General features: G+C 74.1%; 18 protein-coding genes. 10 read left to right on the top strand and 8 right to left on the bottom strand.

What is annotated here, in order from left to right:
• Positions 1 to 11: 11 nt before the first annotated feature.
• A complete protein-coding gene (locus tag ACGFIZ_RS01570; protein WP_393414473.1) occupies positions 12 to 242 on the bottom strand; it encodes a flavin reductase in 231 nt (76 codons plus the stop codon).
• 193 nt (positions 243 to 435) lie between these two features.
• On the opposite strand from ACGFIZ_RS01570, the gene ACGFIZ_RS01565 reads away from it, so the two are divergent.
• Complete coding sequence (locus ACGFIZ_RS01565) at positions 436 to 762, top strand: hypothetical protein (protein WP_393414470.1); 327 nt, start codon at positions 436 to 438, stop codon at positions 760 to 762.
• A gap of 220 nt (positions 763 to 982) precedes the next feature.
• Here ACGFIZ_RS01565 and ACGFIZ_RS01560 read toward each other — a convergent pair whose 3' ends face one another.
• Entirely contained in the window at positions 983 to 1,591 is a 609-nt protein-coding gene (locus ACGFIZ_RS01560; protein ID WP_393414467.1) for a hypothetical protein, read from the bottom strand.
• A gap of 516 nt (positions 1,592 to 2,107) precedes the next feature.
• On the opposite strand from ACGFIZ_RS01560, the gene pdhA reads away from it, so the two are divergent.
• From pdhA to ACGFIZ_RS01535, 5 genes are all read left to right on the top strand, one after another.
• Entirely contained in the window at positions 2,108 to 3,292 is a 1,185-nt protein-coding gene (gene pdhA / locus ACGFIZ_RS01555; RefSeq protein WP_393414464.1) for a pyruvate dehydrogenase (acetyl-transferring) E1 component subunit alpha, read from the top strand.
• On the top strand, positions 3,292 to 4,281 hold the full coding sequence (locus ACGFIZ_RS01550; RefSeq protein WP_393414461.1) for an alpha-ketoacid dehydrogenase subunit beta: 990 nt from the start codon (positions 3,292 to 3,294) through the stop codon (positions 4,279 to 4,281). The genes pdhA and ACGFIZ_RS01550 overlap by 1 nt, the downstream gene beginning before the upstream one ends.
• Before the next feature lie 5 nt (positions 4,282 to 4,286).
• Positions 4,287 to 5,759 carry a dihydrolipoamide acetyltransferase family protein gene (locus ACGFIZ_RS01545; RefSeq protein ID WP_393414865.1) on the top strand — a complete coding sequence of 491 codons (1,473 nt, stop codon included), beginning with the start codon at positions 4,287 to 4,289 and terminating at the stop codon, positions 5,757 to 5,759.
• Between the two features lie 220 nt (positions 5,760 to 5,979).
• Complete coding sequence (locus ACGFIZ_RS01540; RefSeq protein ID WP_347666328.1) at positions 5,980 to 6,117, top strand: hypothetical protein; 138 nt, start codon at positions 5,980 to 5,982, stop codon at positions 6,115 to 6,117.
• Between the two features lie 344 nt (positions 6,118 to 6,461).
• Positions 6,462 to 9,257 (top strand): hypothetical protein, encoded by a 2,796-nt coding sequence (locus ACGFIZ_RS01535; RefSeq protein ID WP_393414457.1) that lies wholly within the window; start codon positions 6,462 to 6,464, stop codon positions 9,255 to 9,257.
• Between the two features lie 170 nt (positions 9,258 to 9,427).
• Here the strand turns inward: ACGFIZ_RS01535 and ACGFIZ_RS01530 are convergent, their stop codons facing one another.
• Complete coding sequence (locus tag ACGFIZ_RS01530) at positions 9,428 to 9,664, bottom strand: hypothetical protein (protein ID WP_393414454.1); 237 nt, start codon at positions 9,662 to 9,664, stop codon at positions 9,428 to 9,430.
• A 340-nt stretch (positions 9,665 to 10,004) separates the two neighbouring features.
• Between ACGFIZ_RS01530 and ACGFIZ_RS01525 the strand changes: the two genes are divergently transcribed.
• Both ACGFIZ_RS01525 and ACGFIZ_RS01520 read left to right on the top strand, forming a co-directional pair.
• Positions 10,005 to 10,214, top strand: a complete 210-nt coding sequence (locus ACGFIZ_RS01525; RefSeq protein WP_393414451.1) for a helix-turn-helix transcriptional regulator — start codon at positions 10,005 to 10,007, stop codon at positions 10,212 to 10,214.
• A gap of 554 nt (positions 10,215 to 10,768) precedes the next feature.
• Positions 10,769 to 12,601: an NHL domain-containing thioredoxin family protein gene (locus ACGFIZ_RS01520; RefSeq protein WP_393414448.1), complete on the top strand. Its 1,833-nt coding sequence runs from the start codon at positions 10,769 to 10,771 to the stop codon at positions 12,599 to 12,601.
• Between the two features lie 28 nt (positions 12,602 to 12,629).
• Here the strand turns inward: ACGFIZ_RS01520 and ACGFIZ_RS01515 are convergent, their stop codons facing one another.
• The 3 genes from ACGFIZ_RS01515 to ACGFIZ_RS01505 are packed head-to-tail and all read right to left on the bottom strand — an operon-like array spanning position 12,630 to position 14,834.
• Complete coding sequence (locus ACGFIZ_RS01515; protein ID WP_393414445.1) at positions 12,630 to 13,379, bottom strand: LamB/YcsF family protein; 750 nt, start codon at positions 13,377 to 13,379, stop codon at positions 12,630 to 12,632.
• Positions 13,363 to 14,226 (bottom strand): biotin-dependent carboxyltransferase family protein, encoded by an 864-nt coding sequence (locus ACGFIZ_RS01510; RefSeq protein ID WP_393414443.1) that lies wholly within the window; start codon positions 14,224 to 14,226, stop codon positions 13,363 to 13,365. Before ACGFIZ_RS01510 ends, ACGFIZ_RS01515 begins: the two co-directional genes overlap by 17 nt.
• Positions 14,223 to 14,834 carry an allophanate hydrolase subunit 1 gene (locus tag ACGFIZ_RS01505; protein WP_393414441.1) on the bottom strand — a complete coding sequence of 204 codons (612 nt, stop codon included), beginning with the start codon at positions 14,832 to 14,834 and terminating at the stop codon, positions 14,223 to 14,225. Before ACGFIZ_RS01505 ends, ACGFIZ_RS01510 begins: the two co-directional genes overlap by 4 nt.
• 85 nt (positions 14,835 to 14,919) lie before the next feature.
• Between ACGFIZ_RS01505 and ACGFIZ_RS01500 the strand changes: the two genes are divergently transcribed.
• Positions 14,920 to 15,597 carry a hemolysin III family protein gene (locus tag ACGFIZ_RS01500; protein WP_393414439.1) on the top strand — a complete coding sequence of 226 codons (678 nt, stop codon included), beginning with the start codon at positions 14,920 to 14,922 and terminating at the stop codon, positions 15,595 to 15,597.
• Positions 15,598 to 15,689: 92 nt separating this feature from the next.
• Here the strand turns inward: ACGFIZ_RS01500 and ACGFIZ_RS01495 are convergent, their stop codons facing one another.
• Positions 15,690 to 15,977, bottom strand: a complete 288-nt coding sequence (locus ACGFIZ_RS01495; protein ID WP_393414436.1) for a DUF6458 family protein — start codon at positions 15,975 to 15,977, stop codon at positions 15,690 to 15,692.
• Positions 15,978 to 16,093: 116 nt separating this feature from the next.
• Between ACGFIZ_RS01495 and ACGFIZ_RS01490 the strand changes: the two genes are divergently transcribed.
• Positions 16,094 to 16,624, top strand: a complete 531-nt coding sequence (locus ACGFIZ_RS01490) for a SixA phosphatase family protein (protein ID WP_393414433.1) — start codon at positions 16,094 to 16,096, stop codon at positions 16,622 to 16,624.
• A gap of 108 nt (positions 16,625 to 16,732) precedes the next feature.
• Here the strand turns inward: ACGFIZ_RS01490 and ACGFIZ_RS01485 are convergent, their stop codons facing one another.
• Positions 16,733 to 17,002 (bottom strand): DUF6458 family protein, encoded by a 270-nt coding sequence (locus ACGFIZ_RS01485; protein ID WP_043961115.1) that lies wholly within the window; start codon positions 17,000 to 17,002, stop codon positions 16,733 to 16,735.
• Between the last annotated feature and the right edge of the window lie 97 nt (positions 17,003 to 17,099).

Below are 17,099 nucleotides of genomic sequence, written 5' to 3'. Positions count from 1 at the left end.
GACGCGAGGGCTCACCGGGCGCGGGCCCAGCCGGTGAAGCGCTCGGCCAGGTTGGCGCTGTCCAGCTCCGCCAGGTGCTCGACGGCCTCCGTGTGAAGGGTCGCCAGGTAGATCATCAGGGCCGGCCGGTCCTCGCGGTACTCGGCGAGAAGACGCAGCTTCGCCGACGAGCAGGGCCAGGCGATCCCGCACGCCTGGCAGCGCCAGGTGGGGCGGCTCGGCAGGTGTTCCCTCCGCCTCACGCTGGCACACTCACGCGGCGAGCCCCGCGTTCCCGAGTGCGGGCGGCCGGGGTGTTGGGTCAGGATGTTGATGTGCTGTGGCCCGAAGTTGTTCGCCGAACGGTCAAGGTAGGGACCGATCTGGCTGGAGGTGCCCAACGCGGCGGCCACGCTGGGTGAGAAGGTCGGCAGCGGTGCAGACATACGGTTCCTGTTGGGTGATCCGGATAGCCCGGTCACCACGGAGCGAGAACGCATCGAGGCCACGCCGCTGACTCTTGCGACGCGAATCGCCACGACCCGGGCCGAGATCGCCAAGTCTCCGACGCCGCTGCCGGTACGACTGTCCGACCGACACGTCGCCATGTCCGTCTGGGTCTTCGACGACGAGGCGATCGTGGCGACACACATCGGCGCCGGACTGGGCCAGGACTCGGTGACGCTGCACTTCCGCCGCCGCGAGGCGGGCGGTCCCTTCGACCGGTACGTGGAGCACTTCGAGGCGCTCTGGACGGACGCCCAGAGCCCCCAGCGAGACTGACAATCGATCAGCACGGCGGGCGCGGTCAGCTCGGTGACCAGCCGGCCGCCCGCAGGCCGGGCTGAGGTGCCGCAGCAGACGGCTCCTCGACGACTCCCATCGGCGTCCCGCTCACCGGAACGGCCCATGCACCCGGCGCAGATCTTGGACGATTCCGGCCCCTATAGGGGCCGGTTCGCACCAAGATCCGCTATGGGCGCCCGTTCCGGGGCGGCCAGCGTCAATCGATGGGCAGGCCGGTGCCGAGCGGCAACGGCAATGGCAACGGCAACGGCAGCGGGATGGGCAGCGGCAGCGGCAACGGGATGGGCAGCGGCGCGGCCGTGGGCGACGGGTCCGGCGTCGGCCGGTCGGTGGCCGAGGGCGACTGTGTCGGGGCAGGGCGCGGCGACCGCGGCGACGGCGACGGCTCCGCGGGGCGGGCGGTGGGGGACGTACTGGGACGTGCCGTCTCCGGAGCGGGCCGCTCGGGAGCGGCCGGCCGCGGGCGGCGCGGGACGGTGGTGGCCTGGATCCGCGCGGGCGAGGCGGCCGGTGCGGGCTGGTCGGTCGCCGGCACCGGGACGACCACCGGGCCCACCGACGGCGTGGGGATGAACGGGGTGCTGCTGTCCGGCAGGGCGCTGCTGCCGACGGTGGCCGAGCCGGCGCTGATCGCGGCGAGGATCGGCATGGAGGCGGTGCCGGCGAGCAGGGCGACGGTGAGGAGGTATCCCCGGCCCGCGCCGGTGCCGGCGGCGCGGTGCGCCCCGACCACCCGCCGGTAGCCGGCCGCGGCCCGGTGCCGGCCGGGGAACGGAACGGCGGGCTCCTCACCTGGCTCGGACACGCGCCCCTCCTTCTCGTCGGCGGCCACTGCCCGTCCGGCGGCGGCGTCGCGCGAAGCGGCCGGATCAAGCGGACATAACTACCTAAATGCCTCGTTAGGCTGCATTCAGCTTGGACCAGTGACGCCCAGTCCACCAGGCGCCACAGCGTGTCGACACACATTTTGTCCGGCCTGGTGGGAGGCCTGGGTGCCGATATACGACAAAGACCCCGATCGGCTGTCAAGCCGACAACGGCCTGGGACAGGCCGGGCGTACTGTGTGCCGCCTCACCTGCCTCTGCGAATATGGACCACGACGGCAACGCAGCCGCGACCTCCGCGCACCCCCGGCGGCAGGCACGGCTGAGCGCCGGCGCTCCCGAACCGGGTTCCCCCGAGCCCGGCTCACGCCGCGCGGCAACCCCGACCAGGGCTAGGCGCGGCCGCCAGGAACCGCCCGGCACCCGGCCGGGCGGCCCACCACTTGCGCGGACGGGTCACCCCCGGCGCCGACGCATACACGACAGGGAGAGACGGATGGCAAAGGGCGATCCCGGGGTCACCACCCGCGGCCGGCGGGCTGCACCCCGTTCCAAGCCGAAGGCCACCGCGAGCACCGGTGACCCGGAGCTCGTACAACTGCTCACACCCGAGGGCGAACGCATCGAGAACGCGTTCGGCCCCGACGGGACCGAGTACCGCGTCGACTTCACCGACGAGGAGTACCGCGGGCTGTACCGCGACCTCGTGCTGGTCCGCAAGCTCGACGCCGAGGCCACCGCGTTGCAGCGGCAGGGCGAGCTGGGCCTGTGGGCCAGCCTGTTGGGCCAGGAGGCCGCGCAGGTCGGTTCCGGCCGCGCGCTACGGCCGCAGGACATGGCCTTCCCGACCTACCGGGAGCACGGCGTCCTCTACTGCCGCGGGATCGACCCGATCATGCCGCTCGGCCTGTTCCGCGGCGTCGACCAGGGCGGCTGGGACCCGAACGAGTTCAAGTTCAACATGTACACGATCGTGATCGGGGCGCAGACCCTGCACGCGACCGGATACGCCATGGGCGTCGCCATGGACGGCAAGACCGGCGGTGACGAGGGCGAGGCGGTGATCGCGTACTTCGGCGACGGCGCCACCAGCCAGGGCGACGTGAACGAGTCGTTCGTCTGGGCCAGCGTCTTCAACGCCCCCCTGGTGTTCTTCTGCCAGAACAACCAGTACGCCATCTCCCAGCCGCTGGAGCGACAGACCCGCGTACCGCTCTACCGGCGGGCGGGCGGCTTCGGCTTCCCCGGCGTACGGGTGGACGGCAACGACGTGCTCGCCTCGTACGCGGTGACCCGGCACGCGCTGGACAACGCGCGGCACGGGCAGGGCCCGAGCCTGATCGAGGCGTACACCTACCGGATGGGCGCCCACACCACCTCCGACGACCCGACCCGGTACCGCATCGCCAGCGAGGTCGAGTCCTGGCAGGCCAAGGACCCGATCGCCCGGATGAGGGCGTTCCTGGCGAAGCAGCAGATCGCCGACGAGTCGTTCTTCGCCGAGGTCGACGAGCAGGCCCGCGCCGAGTCCGTGGACCTGCGCGAGCGGGTGCTGGCCATGCCCGACCCGGAGCCGCTGACGCTGTTCGACCACGTGTACCCCAACGGCTCGCCGGAGCTCGACCGGCAGCGCGAGCAGTTCGGCACCTACCTGGCTTCGTTCGAGGGGAGCGCCCACTGATGGCCACGGAGACGCTCACCCTCGGCAAGGCCCTCAACGCCGGCCTGCGCCGGGCCCTGGAGCACGACCAGAAGGTCGTCATCATGGGCGAGGACGTCGGCAAGCTCGGCGGCGTCTTCCGGATCACCGACGGGCTCCAGAAGGACTTCGGCGACCAGCGGGTGATCGACACCCCGCTGGCCGAGTCCGGCATCATCGGCACCGCGGTCGGCCTGGCCATCCGCGGCTTCCGCCCGGTCTGCGAGATCCAGTTCGACGGCTTCGTGTACCCCGCGTACGACCAGATCGTGTCGCAGGTGGCGAAGATGCACTACCGCTCGCGGGGCAAGCTCAACATCCCGATGGTCATCCGCATCCCGTACGGCGGCGGCATCGGCGCGGTGGAGCACCACTCCGAGTCGCCGGAGGCGTACTTCGCGCACACCGCCGGCCTGAAGGTGGTGAGCTGCGGCAACCCGCAGGACGCGTACTGGATGATCCAGCAGGCGATCGCCTCGGACGACCCGATCGTCTTCCTGGAGCCGAAGCGGCGTTACTGGGAGAAGGGGCCGGTCGAGCTGGACGCCCCGCTGTCCGAGGCGTACCCGCTGCACGCCGCACGCGTCGTGCGGCCCGGCACCGACGCCACCCTGCTGGCGTACGGGCCGATGGTGCGGACCTGCCTGGACGCGGCGACGGCCGCGGCCGAGGACGGCCGGGAGCTGGAGGTCGTCGACCTGCGTACGCTCTCCCCGCTGGACCTGACCGCCGTGTACGAGTCGGTGCGGCGCACCGGCCGCTGCGTGGTGGTCCACGAGGCCCCGAGCAACCTGGGTCTCGGCGCGGAGATCGCGGCCCGGATCACCGAGGAGTGCTTCTACTCCCTGGAGTCCCCGGTGCTGCGGGTGACCGGCTTCGACACCCCCTACCCGGCGTCCCGGGTGGAGGAGGAGTACCTGCCCGACCTCGACCGGGTGCTCGACGGCGTCGACCGCACCTTCGGCTGGTGAGCGGCATGTCGCGGATCAAGGAGTTCAACCTTCCCGACCTGGGCGAGGGCCTGACCGAGGGCGAGATCCTCGCCTGGCTGGTCAAGGTCGGCGACGTCATCGAGCTGAACCAGCCCATCGTCGAGGTGGAGACGGCCAAGGCGGCCGTCGAGATCCCGGCGAAGTGGGCCGGCCAGGTGCACGCGATCTTCCACCCGGAGGGGAGCACGGTCGAGGTCGGCACCCCGATCATCGCGATCGACACCGACCCGGGCGCCGGGCCGGTCGAGGCGTCGACCACCGCTGCCCCGGCTTCCGACCTGCCCACCCCGTCGGCGGCGTCGCTGGCCGCGGTCGAGGTGGCCCCGACCGAGGGCATGGTCGAGCCGGGCCTGATCGGCGGCGTCGCCCCGGGCGGGCGGACGGCCGTGCTCGTCGGCTACGGCCCGCGTACCACCGCGGCGAAGCGGCGGCCCCGCAAGGGCGGCGTCCCGGCGCAGGCCACCGCGGCCCCGGTCCAGGCCGGTGCGGCCCCGGTCCAGGCCGCGCCCGTGCCGGCCCCGGTCGTTCCCGCGCCGGCCGCGCCGTCGGTCGACGGTGGCGGCGGGCTGGTGCTGGCCAAGCCACCGGTGCGCAAGCTCGCCAAGGACCTCGGCGTCGACCTGGCCGCGCTGACCGGGTCGGGCCCGCAGGGCTCGATCACCCGGGAGGACGTCCAGCGGGCGGCGGACGCCCCCGCGACGGCGGCCGAGCCGCTGACGGCCGCGGCCCCGGCCACCGCCGCGGCGAGCTTCGGCGCGGACCGCGAGCGGCGCATCCCCGTCAAGGGGGTACGCAAGCTCACGGCCGAGAACATGTCCCGCTCGGCGTTCACCGCCCCGCACGTGACGGAGTTCCTGACCGTCGACGTGACCCGGGCGATGAAGGCCCTGGACCGGCTCCGCGGCCGGCGCGAGTGGCGCGACGTCCGGATCTCGCCGCTGCTACTGGTCGCCAAGGCGGTGCTGCTGGCGGTCAAGCGTCACCCGATGGTCAACTCGACCTGGGCCGGCGACGAGATCGTCGTCAAGGAGTACGTCAACCTGGGCATCGCGGCGGCCACCGAACGCGGCCTGATCGTGCCGAACATCAAAGACGCCGGCCGGCTCTCGCTCCGGGAGCTGGCGGACGCGCTGACCGACCTGGTGCAGACGGCGAAGGCCGGCCGCACCTCGCCGGCCGACATGTCCGCCGGCACCCTGACGATCACCAACGTCGGGGTGTTCGGGGTGGACACCGGCACGCCGATCCTGCCTCCGGGCGAGTCGGCGATCCTGGCCTTCGGCGCGGTCCGCGAGCAGCCCTGGGTGCACAAGGGGAAGGTCCGCCCCCGCCAGGTCACCACGCTGGGCCTGTCCTTCGATCACCGGATCATCGACGGTGAGCTGGGCTCGAAGTTCCTACGCGACGTCGGGGACTTCCTGACCGACCCGGAGGCGGCGCTGCTGGCCTGGACCTGACGGTCGAGGAGCACCAACCACGGCCGGTGTGCCACGGGTGAACGCCCGGCACACCGGCCGTGTCCATTGGGGAAAGAACGTCGGCCATCAGGCCCTGTGAGCCTACGATCCTTAGGCAGGTGGCGGAGCTCACCTAATAATCGATGGAAGTTCGGATCGGGATGCGCTTGAATAGAGACATCAGGGGCCGACAACCGAATAGCCAGGAGCTGAGACCCAGATGAGCATGATCGAGCGAATCCGCAACCGCCGCGACGCCAACCGCCGCGCCCGTGCCATCGAGCACGCGCTGCGCTCCGCCACCTCGCCCGCGGTTCGCGAGGAGCTTCTCGCCATCGCCCAGCGTCACATGAGCTGACTCACACCGACTCTCCTCACCTCCTCCAGTTCGATGGCCCGCCCGGTGGACCCCGGGCGGGCCATCGGCGTTTCGGACCGATTGACACCGGGATTCCGCCTCGCGACACCGCCCGGTACGGTTGGGGCTCGGTCGTCGGCCGCCCACCCGGACCCGTCGCGCTCGACAAAAGCTGCTCGACACCGTCCGACTACGCGGAGTGACGGCCGGTGCTCCCCGGACGCCATGGACGGCCACCGGATACGGTGCGGGGAGCCCGCACGGCCGGTACCCCCGGCGGCGCCGGCTTCGCCGACGCACCGGGTCGGCATCGGCGGCCAACATGTCATGGAGGAGGCGCACCGATGACGTCCGAGGGCCCGCACCACCCCGGCCAGCAGCCGGACGAGGTGTCGCCGGGCGCCGGCGCACCGGCGCCGTACGGCGTCGCCAACCCGGACCTGGGCTGGGCACCCCCACCGCCCGCCGCCCGGCCGAACCCGCCCGCGCCCGCCTGGGCGGCACAGCACGACCAGCCGCCGACCGCGGCCTGGGGCGCCGTCCCAGTCCCGCAGAACGACCAGCCCCCGACCGCCGCGTGGCCCGCGCCGCAGGGCAACCCGTGGGGCGCCATGCCGCCGGGCGACCAGCCGTCGGCCGCCGCCCGGGGAGCCGCCCAGGTGCCACAGCCACAGCCGGGCGAGCCCGCGGCCTGGGGGCAGCAGCAGCCCGCCGCCACGCAGCCCGCCTGGACCCAGTCCGACCAGGCGGCGTACGGCCAGGGCGAGCAGGGCGCCCCCGCCTGGACCCCCGGCCAGGGCGAGCAGAGCACCCCCGCCTGGACCCCCGGCCAGGGCGAGCAGAGCACCCCCGCCTGGACCCCCGGCCAGCCCGCGCCGAACGGCAACGCCCAGCCCGACTGGGGGGCGCAGCCCGACCAGCCGGCGCCCGCCTGGGGCGGAGCGGCCGAACCGGCCCCGCCCGCCTGGGGCCAGGCCGAGCCCGCCGTCCGCGGCGCCGCCCGCGTCCCCGGCCCGGCCAACCCTCCGCAGGAGGCCTGGCACAACCCCGACGACCCAGCCCGCTCCGGCGGCTGGAACGCAACCCAGCAGGACGACCCCGCCCACTCCGGCGGCTGGCCAGCGGAAACACCTGCCCAGCAGCAGGACGACCCGACCCGCTCGGGCGGCTTGGTCGCCGGCTCCCCGGCTGCCGCCCAGGACGACCCGGCGCGCTCGGGTGGCTGGACGGCGGGCCCGCCGGCGGAGCAGCAGCCCGGGGCGGCCGAGCAGGCCCCTCCCGCCTGGGGCCAGGCCGAGCCCGCCGCCCGCGGCGCCGCCCGCGTCCCCGTCCCCGGCCCCGCCAGCCCGCCGCAGGAGGCGTGGCACAACCCCGACGACCCCGCCCGCTCCGGCGGCTGGAACGCAACCCAACAGGACGACCCCGCCCACTCCGGCGGCTGGCCAGCGGAAACACCTGCGCAGCAGCAGGACGCTCGCCCGGAGGCGCCCGGCTGGGCGTCGGCTGAGCCCACCTCCGTCCCGCCGGCCCGCGCCAGCGCCAGTGTCGGCGTGGACGGGCCACCCGCCTGGGGCGCCCCGGCGGAGGACCTGCAGCCGTGGTCGGCCGAGCGGCCCGCCGTACCGGACGTCGAGCCGTGGGCGCCGGGCGAGGCATGGGGCCGCGCCGAAGCCGAACCCGCAGCGCAGCAGGCCGGCGGGGGGTGGGAGCCCAGTCAACCGGAGAACCGGCCGCTGTACCAGCCGGCTCCGGCGCCCGGGGTCTCGCCGGCCAACGCCGTCCCGCTGCCGATACAGGAGCAGCGCGTGCCGGGCGCCAGCCTGGCCGCCGCCATGCCGGCCGACTACGCGCCGCCGGCCCAGTTCGCCCCGGGGGGCGAGCCGCTGGCGCGCGCCGAGCAGCCGGGAACGGAGTCGGCCGGCGTCGACGCCGGGTGGGGCCGGGCGGAGGACCCCCAGTCACCGGCCGGCCCGCTCGTGCCCGCTCCGCGGGCCTCGACGGAATCCGGCGCGTCCGCCCGGGTCGCCGTACCCGGGTCGGGCGGCGAGGCACCGGCCGGCGGGGGCGTCTCGGCGAGCGCCTCCGTGCCGATGGCCAGCCGGGTGGTGCCCCCGACCGACCACCCGGCCCACCCTGGTGGCACGCCCACGCCCCAGCCCCGGGTCTACGGCCGCCCCGCCCGTCCGGAGCCGGTCGACGAGCCGGCGCATGCGGAGGAGCCCGCGTTCCACACCGACCACAACCCGCCCCCGGCCCGGTACGACGACCCGGGCGCGCAGGGCCGCTACGACGACCGGGGACCGCTGCGGTTCGACGAGCCGCAGCAGCACGGCTTCGGGGACGGGCCGGCCCAACACCACGGCTTCGGCGAGCCACCCCAGCAGCACGGCTTCGGCGAGCCACCCCAGCAGCACGGCTTCGGCGAGCCACCCCAGCAGCACGGCTTCGGCGACGGGCCGGGGGTGGCCCCGTCCGCGTTCCCGCCCGGCGTGCCGTCGTTCGCGGACCCGGTCCCCAGCAACCGGCCGATGAACGGAACCCGCCCGCACGGCGGCCCCGAACGCCCGGGTGAGCAGTACGCTGGCCCTGGCGCGTCGGCCGCCGGCCACGGCGCGGCGCCCGCGCCGGGTCCGAACCCGTTCGGGGAGCCGGACCACGGCGGATTCCCGCCCGCCTTCCCGCCCGGCGGGCCACACCAGGCTGGCCCACACCAGGCCGCCCCGCACCAGGCTGCCCAGCCGTGGGGCGCGGAGCCGGAGCAGAACCGGTTCGACTCGTTCAAGCCGGACGCCGCCGAGCCGAAGGCCGAGGCGCCGACGCCGAAGGTCCGCAACGGCCGGGTGCTGGCCGTCGTGCTGCTGGCCGCCGTGCTGATCCTGGCCGTGCCGCTGGGCCTGCTGTTCCTGCTCGGCAAGGTCGGCGGCGACGAGAAGCCGGCGGGTTTCAACCCGGCCGTGGGCTCGTGCGTCAAGCAGTCGGGCGGCACCGCGGCGGCGGCGACCTGCGGCGAGGCCGGCTCCTTCACGGTGGTCTCGCGGGCCGACAACAAGGACAAGTGCGCCGACCCGGCGCAGCCGTACGTCGTCCTGCCGGGCAGCGGGGCGGACCGGGTGCTCTGCCTCAAGCCGGCGGGCAAGTAACGCGATGCGGGGAAGGCGGGGCCACGGTGTCCGTGGCCCCGCCTTCGTCGTACGGGTGGTGTGATCGAACCGGCCGCGGGGGCGGGCGGGTCGGGCCGCGCCCGTCGGGCAGACTGAGGGCATGAGCGCACGAGTACGGGCTCCGGAGCTGCCTGCGCCGCCGACGAGTTCTAGCGCCGCTTCGCCCGTCGTCGAGGTAGCGGCACGGCGAGCATGAACCGTGCGTAGAGGTCGAGCACGGGCACCGCCGGGAGGTCGTTCACAGCGGTAACGAACAGGCTCGCGAGGTAGGTCGTCGCCGCCCAGGGGTCGCCCGCCGCGAGGGCGGTCTGCGCGTCCGGGCACGGGTACGGCCGTTTACACGCTTCGCAGACCCACGCGGGACGCTGCGGCCGATGCAGGGTCACCAGTGCTTCCCGCCGTTCGCCCGGTGCGCCTGCGCAGGCGTGAGCCACGGCGCGCGGCCGGGCTGCGGGTAGACCTCCGTCGGCACGTCCGCCCAGGCTGGGCGCGGCTCAGGCTCGGCCGGTGGCGCCGTCCGGTAGCGATCGGGACATGACCGCCAGGGCAGACCACAGACGCAGAGGCGGGACCACCGCCAGCGGCGGCGATGGACGAGGTCGGACGGTACCGGGCTGGCTGCTCTCCGTACGCGCATTCTGCCAGGTTGCCCGGTGCCGTAGTCGCGCGTCAAGAGTGCGAAGCATCTTGCTTCCTGCCCTCCTGACGGGTGCCTACGGTCGACGTATGGCGAAGCGGTACCGGCTCATGGGCGCGCACGAAATCCGCGTGCGCCTGGGCGGAATCAGTCGCCAGCGGGTCTATGCGATCACGTCGCACCGCGCGTTCCCGGAGCCTGTCGCCGAACTCAAGCAGGGGAACGTCTGGGACGCCGACGACGTCGAGCAATGGATTCGGGACCACAGGCCCGACCTCGCCGAGGAACCCGAGGGCTAGCCGGGGCCGCGCGGTACGGCCGCCCCGGGCCGCTGGCGAGCCTGGCGAGGTCTAGGCCGACTCTTCGTCCGCGGAGCCGCACTGCCGCTGCAAGCCGATGCAGCCGTCGTGGGCTGGGTACATACGCCGTTCTCCTGGAACGCTCGACAGGACCATTACAACGTTTTCCTGAAACACCGGCCTGCCGTCTGGGTAGCTCGGATCATCCTCGAGCCGGGCAACGATCGACTCTCCACATTTCCCACAGACCAGAAATGCCGGGCTGAGCTTGATCGTTATCCGGCTCGGGTCGAATCGTCTGCCCATCGCGCGAGGCTAAAGCGAGAGGCAGGCACCACTCGCACTAGCTGTCCGGCAGGGCGAAGGAACGTCGGCGGGCACAGTGCGCCGCCGAGGCGCGCGAGTCACCAGTTCGCACGCCTGCCCGCCAAGAGGTCTACCGCCTGCAAGACGGCCGGTATCAGACGGCGTCCGCCACGCCGGCCTTCGGCGAGGCGGTGTCGCGTACGCTCTCCCACCGCCCCGTCGGGTCGATGGTGGGGCACGATGGGGTCATGAGCGCACGCGTACGCGCCCCCGAGCTGCGGGGCCGAGCCTGGCTGAACACAGGGGGACGAAACCTGACATTACGGGACCTTCGAGGTCACTGCGTCCTGATTGATTTTTGGACCTTCTGCTGCATCAACTGCCTGCACGTGCTCGACGAGCTGCGTCCGCTCGAGGAGAAGTACGCCGACGTGCTGGTCGTGATCGGCGTCCACTCGCCGAAGTTCGAGCACGAGAAGGACCCGGACGCCCTCGCCGCCGCCGTGGAGCGGTACGGCGTGCACCACCCCGTACTCGACGATCCCGAGCTGGACATGTGGCAGCAGTACGCGGCCCGGGCCTGGCCGACGCTGGCCGTGATCGACCCCGAGGGCTACGTCGTGGCCACCATGGCGGGCGAGGGGCACGCCGAGGGGCTGGCCCGGCTGATCGACGAGCTGGTCGCCACCCACGAGGCGAAGGGCACCCTGCACCGGGGCGACGGCCCGTACGTGCCGCCCCCCGGGCCGGAGACCACCCTGCGCTTTCCCGGCAAGGCCGTCGTGCTCCGCGACGGCAATCTGCTGGTGTCCGACTCGGCCCGGCACTCGCTGGTCGAGCTGGCCCCCGACGGCGAGACGGTGCTGCGCCGGATCGGCTCGGGCAGCCGGGGGCGCGCCGACGGCCCGGCCGGCGCGGCCGGCTTCTCCGAGCCGCAGGGGGTGTGCCTGCTCCCGGAGCACGTCGCGGAGGTGGCCGGGTACGACCTGGTGGTCGCGGACACCGTCAACCACCTGCTGCGGGGCGTACGGCTGGAGACCGGCGAGGTGCTCACCGTGGCCGGCACCGGGCGGCAGTGGCGGTCCACCGTCGACGACCACGCCCACGACGCGCTCTCCGTCGACCTCTCCTCCCCCTGGGACCTGGCCTGGTACGACGACCGGATCGTCGTCGCCATGGCCGGCATCCACCAGCTCTGGTGGTTCGACCCGATCAAGCGCACCGCCGGCATGTACGCCGGCACCACGGTCGAGGCGCTGCGCGACGGCCCGCTGGCCGAGGTGTGGATGGCCCAGCCGTCCGGCCTGTCCGTCTCGGCGGACGGCAGCCGGCTCTGGATCGCCGACAGCGAGACCAGCGCTGTCCGGTACGTCCAGAACGGCGTGCTGGGCACGGCCGTCGGGCAGGGGCTGTTCGACTTCGGCCACGTCGACGGCCCGGCCGACCGGGCGCTGTTGCAGCACCCGCTGGGCGTCTGCGCGCTGCCGGACGGCTCGGTGCTGATCGCCGACACGTACAACGGCGCCGTCCGCCGCTACGACCCGGAGACGAACCTGGTCGGCACGGTCGCCGACGGGCTGGCCGAGCCGAGCGACCTGGTGCTCACCGCCGACGGCGGGGTGCTGGTGGTGGAGTCGGCGGCGCACCGGCTGACCAGGCTGGCCCCGGGCGCGCTGACCGCCGCCGGCGCGAGCACTGTCGAGGGCCCGCGGCACCGTACGGAGCGGGAGCCCACCGACGTGGCGGCCGGCGAGGTGACGCTGGACGTCGTCTTCACGCCGGCCCCGGGGCAGAAGCTGGACGACACGTTCGGGCCGTCCACTCGGCTGGTGGTCTCCGCGTCCCCGCCCGAGCTGCTGCTGGAGGGGGCGGGCACCGGGACGGAGCTGTCCCGCCGGCTGGTGGTCAACGACGCCGTGCCGGGCGGGGTGCTCCAGGTGACGGCGCAGGCGGCGACGTGCGACGCGGACGTCGAGCACGCGGCCTGCCACCTGACCCGGCAGGACTGGGGCGTACCGGTCCGGGTGGTCGAGGGGGCCGCCGCGCGGCTCCCGCTGGTCCTGCGCGGCCTGGACGCCTGACCGCCACCGTCCGGCGGACCACGCCGGATCAGGCGAACGGGGTCAGCTGCACCCCCGCGTCGAGCAGCGCGGCGCGCACCATGGTGGCGGACGCCACGGCGCCGGGGGTGTCCCCGTGCAGGCAGATCGAGTCGACCTGGCAGGGGATGACCGTGCCGTCCACCGCCACCACCGTCCGCTCGGTGGCCATGCGGACGGCCCGCTCGGCCACCTGGTCGGGGTCGGTGACCAGCGCCCCCAGGGCGGTGCGCGGCACCAGCGATCCGTTGGGCAGGTAGCCCCGGTCGGCGAAGCCCTCGGCGACGACCCGTACGCCCGCGCCGACGGCGAGCTGGGCGAGCACCGAGCCGGGCGCGCAGAGCACCGGCAGCTCGCGGTCGTAGTCGTTGACCGCGGCGACCAGCGCGGCGGCCTGGGCCTGGTCCACGGCCGCCGCGTGGTAGAGCGCCCCGTGTGGTTTGAGGTAGCGGACCCGGGTGCCGAACGCGCGGCAGAAGGCGTCGAGCGCGCCGATCTGGTACGTCACCTCGTCGCGCAGCTCGGTGAAGCCGTACTCGATGTGGCGGCGGCCGAAGCCGGCGAGGTCGCGGTAGCCGACCTGCGCGCCGATCGCCACGCCCCGCTCCGCGGCGGCGGCGCAGACCCGGCGCATGGTGGACGGGTCGCCGCCGTGGAAGCCGCAGGCGACGTTCGCCGAGGTCACGACGTCCAGCAGCGCCTCGTCGTCGCCGAGCCGCCAGATGCCGAATCCCTCGCCGAGGTCAGCGTTCAGGTCCATGGAACCTCACCGTAGTGCCTGGCCGCGCCTGGGCGAGCGGGGTCACGTCGTCCACCACCCCGACGACGGGGTAGCCGCCGGTGGTCGGGTGGTCGGCGAGGAAGATCAGGGGCTGTCCGTCCGCCGGCACCTGCACCGCGCCCAGCACGAGCCCTTCGCTGGGCAGTTCCCCGGCCACCGCGCGGTGCAGCGGCACGCCGGTCAGTCGCGCGCCGACCCGGTTGCTCACCGGGCTCACGGTGTACGGGGTGGTGCGCAGCAGGTCGAGCGCGGCCGGGGTGAACCAGTCCTGCCGGGGGCCGGGGCGCAGCGTGAGCCGGAGTTCCGTCGGCACGGGCGACCCGAGGGCGAGGTCCACGGGCGCGGGGTCGGCGGAGGGGGCGCCGAGGGGCAGGCTGTCGCCGTCGGACAGCGGGGGCGGGCCGAGGCCGGAGAGGGTGTCGGTGGACCGGCTGCCGAGCACCGGCTCGACGGCGATCCCGCCGGCGACCGCGAGCCAGTTGCGCAGCCCGCGCCTGGCGGGGCCGATCCGCAGCACCGCGCCAGCCGGCACGGAAAGGGGGCGGCCGACGTCGCCGGGCCGGTCGCCGATCCGGACGTCGGCCTCCGCGCCGGTGACCGCGACCGTGCCGGCCCGGGTGAGTCGCAGCTCGCACCCGGTCAGGGTGGTCTCCAGGCCGGCGGCGGTCTCGGGGTTGCCGACGAGGCGGTTGGCCAGCCGCAGGGCCGCCGGGTCGAGCGCCCCCGACCGGGGTACGCCGAGATGCGCCCAACCGGGTCGGCCCTGGTCCTGGACGGTGGTGAGCGCCCCGGCCCGGAGCACCTCCAGCCGGCTGGTGGGGGTCACGCGGTCACCAGGCGGACCCGGGTGCCGGGGGTGAGTCGGGCCGGCGGGTCGGCGCGTACGTCGAACAGGGTCAGCGTGGTACGGCCGACCAGCAGCCAGCCGCCCGGCGAGGCGCCGGGGTAGATGCCGGCGTACTCGCCGGCCAGGGCGACCGAGCCGGCCGGCACCCGGGGTCGGGGGGTGGCCAGCCGGGGCACCGCCAGTTCCGGCGGCAGTCCGGTCAGGTACGCGAACCCGGGCGCGAAGCCGCAGAAGGCGGCCCGGAACGGCGTGCCGGCGAGGCGGGCGACCACCTCGGGCACGTCCACGCCCCAGTGGCCGGCGACGACCGGCAGGTCCTCCCCGTCGTACGTGACGGGGACCTCGACCTGGGCGGCGGGCGCGGCGGGGTCCGCCGGGCGCGGGGTCCAGCCGGCGACGAGCGCGGCGGCCCGCTCCGGGTCGGGTACCCCGTCGAGCAGCACGGTGCGGGCCGCCGGGACGATGTCGGCGGCGTCCAGTTCGCCGGCCGCCCGGCGGTGCCACAGCTCGGCGCGCCACGCCTCCACCTGGTCGGGGTCGTCGCAGTCGAGCAGCAGGGCGTTCCTGCCGACGGGCCGCATCCGCATCCCGCCATGATCCCCGATCGGCCCTCTGGCCAGGCACGGGGATGGCCATACCTGCCAGTAACCTACGGTGTCGTAACCTGAGTACGTGACGATCCCCGCACCGCCTCGACTCAGGCCGGTCGACATCGGTAAGCCCCGGATGCGCGGCTGGCTGCACACCTACGCGTTCTTCGTCGCGGTCGCCTGCGGCGCCGTGCTCTGCTCGATCGCCGCCGCCCGCCCCGGCTGGGCCCCCTTCGTGAGCTGCCTGGTCTACAGCCTCACGGTCTGCGGGCTCTTCGGCACCAGCGCGCTCTACCACCGTCGGGTGTGGACGGAGCGCGGCTTCCAGGTCATGCGCCGGATGGACCATTCGATGATCTTCGTGTTCATCGCCGGCACGTACACCCCGTTCTGCGTCCTGCTGCTCGACGTCGGGCACGCGACGCTGATGCTCGGCCTGGTCTGGGGCGGCGCGCTGGCCGGCGTGGCGCTCAAACTGGTGTGGCCGCACGCCCCACGCTGGGTCTCCGCCCCGCTGTACCTGGCGCTCGGCTGGGTCTCGGTCACGATGCTGCCGCAGATCCTGCGGGAGGGCGGGGTCACCGCGCTGGTGCTGCTCGCGGTCGGCGGCGCCGTCTACAGCGTGGGTGCGGTCTTCTACGCGCTGCGCCGGCCCAACCCGTGGCCGACGGTCTTCGGTCACCACGAGTTCTTCCACGCCTGCACCCTGGTCGCGGCGATCTGCCACCACATCGCGATCTACTTCGCCCTCTTCGCCTGACTGTGCGCGGCCCTTCCGGCCCGAGCCCGTCGATCAGGACGTGACTGCGGGGGCCCGCCCCCTCGCGGGCCCCCGCAGTCCGGCTCGGGGAGTCAAACCGTACGGCGCGGGCGCCGCACCTCGCGGTACTCCTCGACGACGCGGTCGTCCTGCACCGGCACGACCCGGTCGGCGACCACATGGTCCTCCCGCACCGGCGTGGCGACCACGGTGCGCCGCCGGTTGTTCCAGAAGTAGAGGGTGGTGAGCAGGCCGACGACGCCGGCGAGCATCAGCACCCAGCCGACGACGCTGACGTCCAGCCACCCCAGGTCGCCCTGCACGGCGAACGCGAAGATCGCACCCACCGCGATGAGGAAGATGCTGGCACCGATGCCCATCTTGTCGCCTCCTTGGCTATCAGCTGGCGCTTCTACCCGCCGCGGCCATGGATGAAGGTTGCGGCACGCAACCTCATACCCAGGCGTGGTGATCGCCAATCGGGCAAGCTGGTGCCATGACGGACCCAGGGGGCACGGAACGGACGCTGGTGCTGGTGCGGCACGCCAAGGCGAAGCCGCCGGGGGACGGCCCGGACGCAAACCGGGGCCTGACCACCCGCGGCAAGGCGGACGCGGCAGCCGCCGGCGCCTGGCTGGCCCGGCACGCCCTCCTGCCGGACGTGGTGCTCTGCTCGACCGCCCGGCGTACGCGGGAGACGTGGCACGGGGTGGCGATGGGCATGACCGGCTCGCCGGACGAGGCGGGGCCCGCCGGATCGGCACCCGTGGTGCGCTACGAGGCGGCCGTGTACGAGGCCCGCCCGGGGGACCTGCTGACGCTGCTGCGGTCGCTGCCGATGCACGCGGAGACGGTGTTGCTGGTCGCCCACAACCCGGGCGTCTCGCTGCTCTCCGCCCTGCTCGACCCGGTACGCGCCGACGACGAGGGCCTGCGTACCACGGACGTGGTCGTGCACCGCACGCGGCAGCGCTGGGCGGAACTGGTCCGCGCCGACATCACCGCCCGGCACACCGCCCGCGGCTGAGGCGCGAGGAAGGGCCCTCGTCGACGCACCGGCCGCCCGGCTCACCGTCGACTCCGCAGAGCCGGCAGGGGCCCCGGTGCGACCGGGGCCCCTGCGTCACGGGGTCGCTCACGACGGCGGCGCCGTCGGCGGCGGCGGGTCGGGCGGCGGCGGCATCATCGCCGTCGGGTGTGAGAGCCGGTTCTCCTCGACGATCAGGGTCCGCGCCCGCTTGCGCCGGTCCTGCCAGAACCAGAGCGTGGTGAGCAGTACGGCCAGTCCGGCCAGGATGAACACCCAGCCGACGGCGCGCAGGTCCACCCACCAGACGTTGGCCCGGATGGCGAAGGTCAGAATCGCGCCGATGGCGATGAGGAAGATTCCGCTACCAATGCCCATGTGCGCTGCACTCCCCCGTGCGGTGGCTCTGGGCGTTCACTGACGTCCGGGCCACGGTTACCCGCCCGGGCCGGCAACTACCCGGGACGGCGTCCGC

It is taken from the genome of Micromonospora sp. NPDC048830 (assembly GCF_043198215.1).
GTDB lineage: Bacteria > Actinomycetota > Actinomycetes > Mycobacteriales > Micromonosporaceae > Micromonospora.
The sequence above is the reverse complement of the archived record's forward strand: the minus strand, read 5'-3'. Positions and strand labels throughout refer to the sequence as shown.

What these genes read in the sequence shown, in the direction of transcription:
- ACGFIZ_RS01525 (WP_393414451.1), top strand. Translation starts at nt 10,005, where the DNA reads ATGGCGAAGCGGTACCGGCTCATGGGCGCGCACGAAATCCGCGTGCGC.
- ACGFIZ_RS01490 (WP_393414433.1), top strand. Translation starts at nt 16,094, where the DNA reads ATGACGGACCCAGGGGGCACGGAACGGACGCTGGTGCTGGTGCGGCAC.
- pdhA (WP_393414464.1), top strand. Translation starts at nt 2,108, where the DNA reads ATGGCAAAGGGCGATCCCGGGGTCACCACCCGCGGCCGGCGGGCTGCA.
- ACGFIZ_RS01540 (WP_347666328.1), top strand. Translation starts at nt 5,980, where the DNA reads ATGAGCATGATCGAGCGAATCCGCAACCGCCGCGACGCCAACCGCCGC.
- ACGFIZ_RS01515 (WP_393414445.1), bottom strand. Translation starts at nt 13,379, where the DNA reads ATGGACCTGAACGCTGACCTCGGCGAGGGATTCGGCATCTGGCGGCTC.
- ACGFIZ_RS01545 (WP_393414865.1), top strand. Translation starts at nt 4,287, where the DNA reads ATGTCGCGGATCAAGGAGTTCAACCTTCCCGACCTGGGCGAGGGCCTG.
- ACGFIZ_RS01505 (WP_393414441.1), bottom strand. Translation starts at nt 14,834, where the DNA reads ATGCGGATGCGGCCCGTCGGCAGGAACGCCCTGCTGCTCGACTGCGAC.
- ACGFIZ_RS01550 (WP_393414461.1), top strand. Translation starts at nt 3,292, where the DNA reads ATGGCCACGGAGACGCTCACCCTCGGCAAGGCCCTCAACGCCGGCCTG.
- ACGFIZ_RS01520 (WP_393414448.1), top strand. Translation starts at nt 10,769, where the DNA reads ATGAGCGCACGCGTACGCGCCCCCGAGCTGCGGGGCCGAGCCTGGCTG.
- ACGFIZ_RS01535 (WP_393414457.1), top strand. Translation starts at nt 6,462, where the DNA reads ATGACGTCCGAGGGCCCGCACCACCCCGGCCAGCAGCCGGACGAGGTG.
- ACGFIZ_RS01495 (WP_393414436.1), bottom strand. Translation starts at nt 15,977, where the DNA reads ATGGGCATCGGTGCCAGCATCTTCCTCATCGCGGTGGGTGCGATCTTC.
- ACGFIZ_RS01485 (WP_043961115.1), bottom strand. Translation starts at nt 17,002, where the DNA reads ATGGGCATTGGTAGCGGAATCTTCCTCATCGCCATCGGCGCGATTCTG.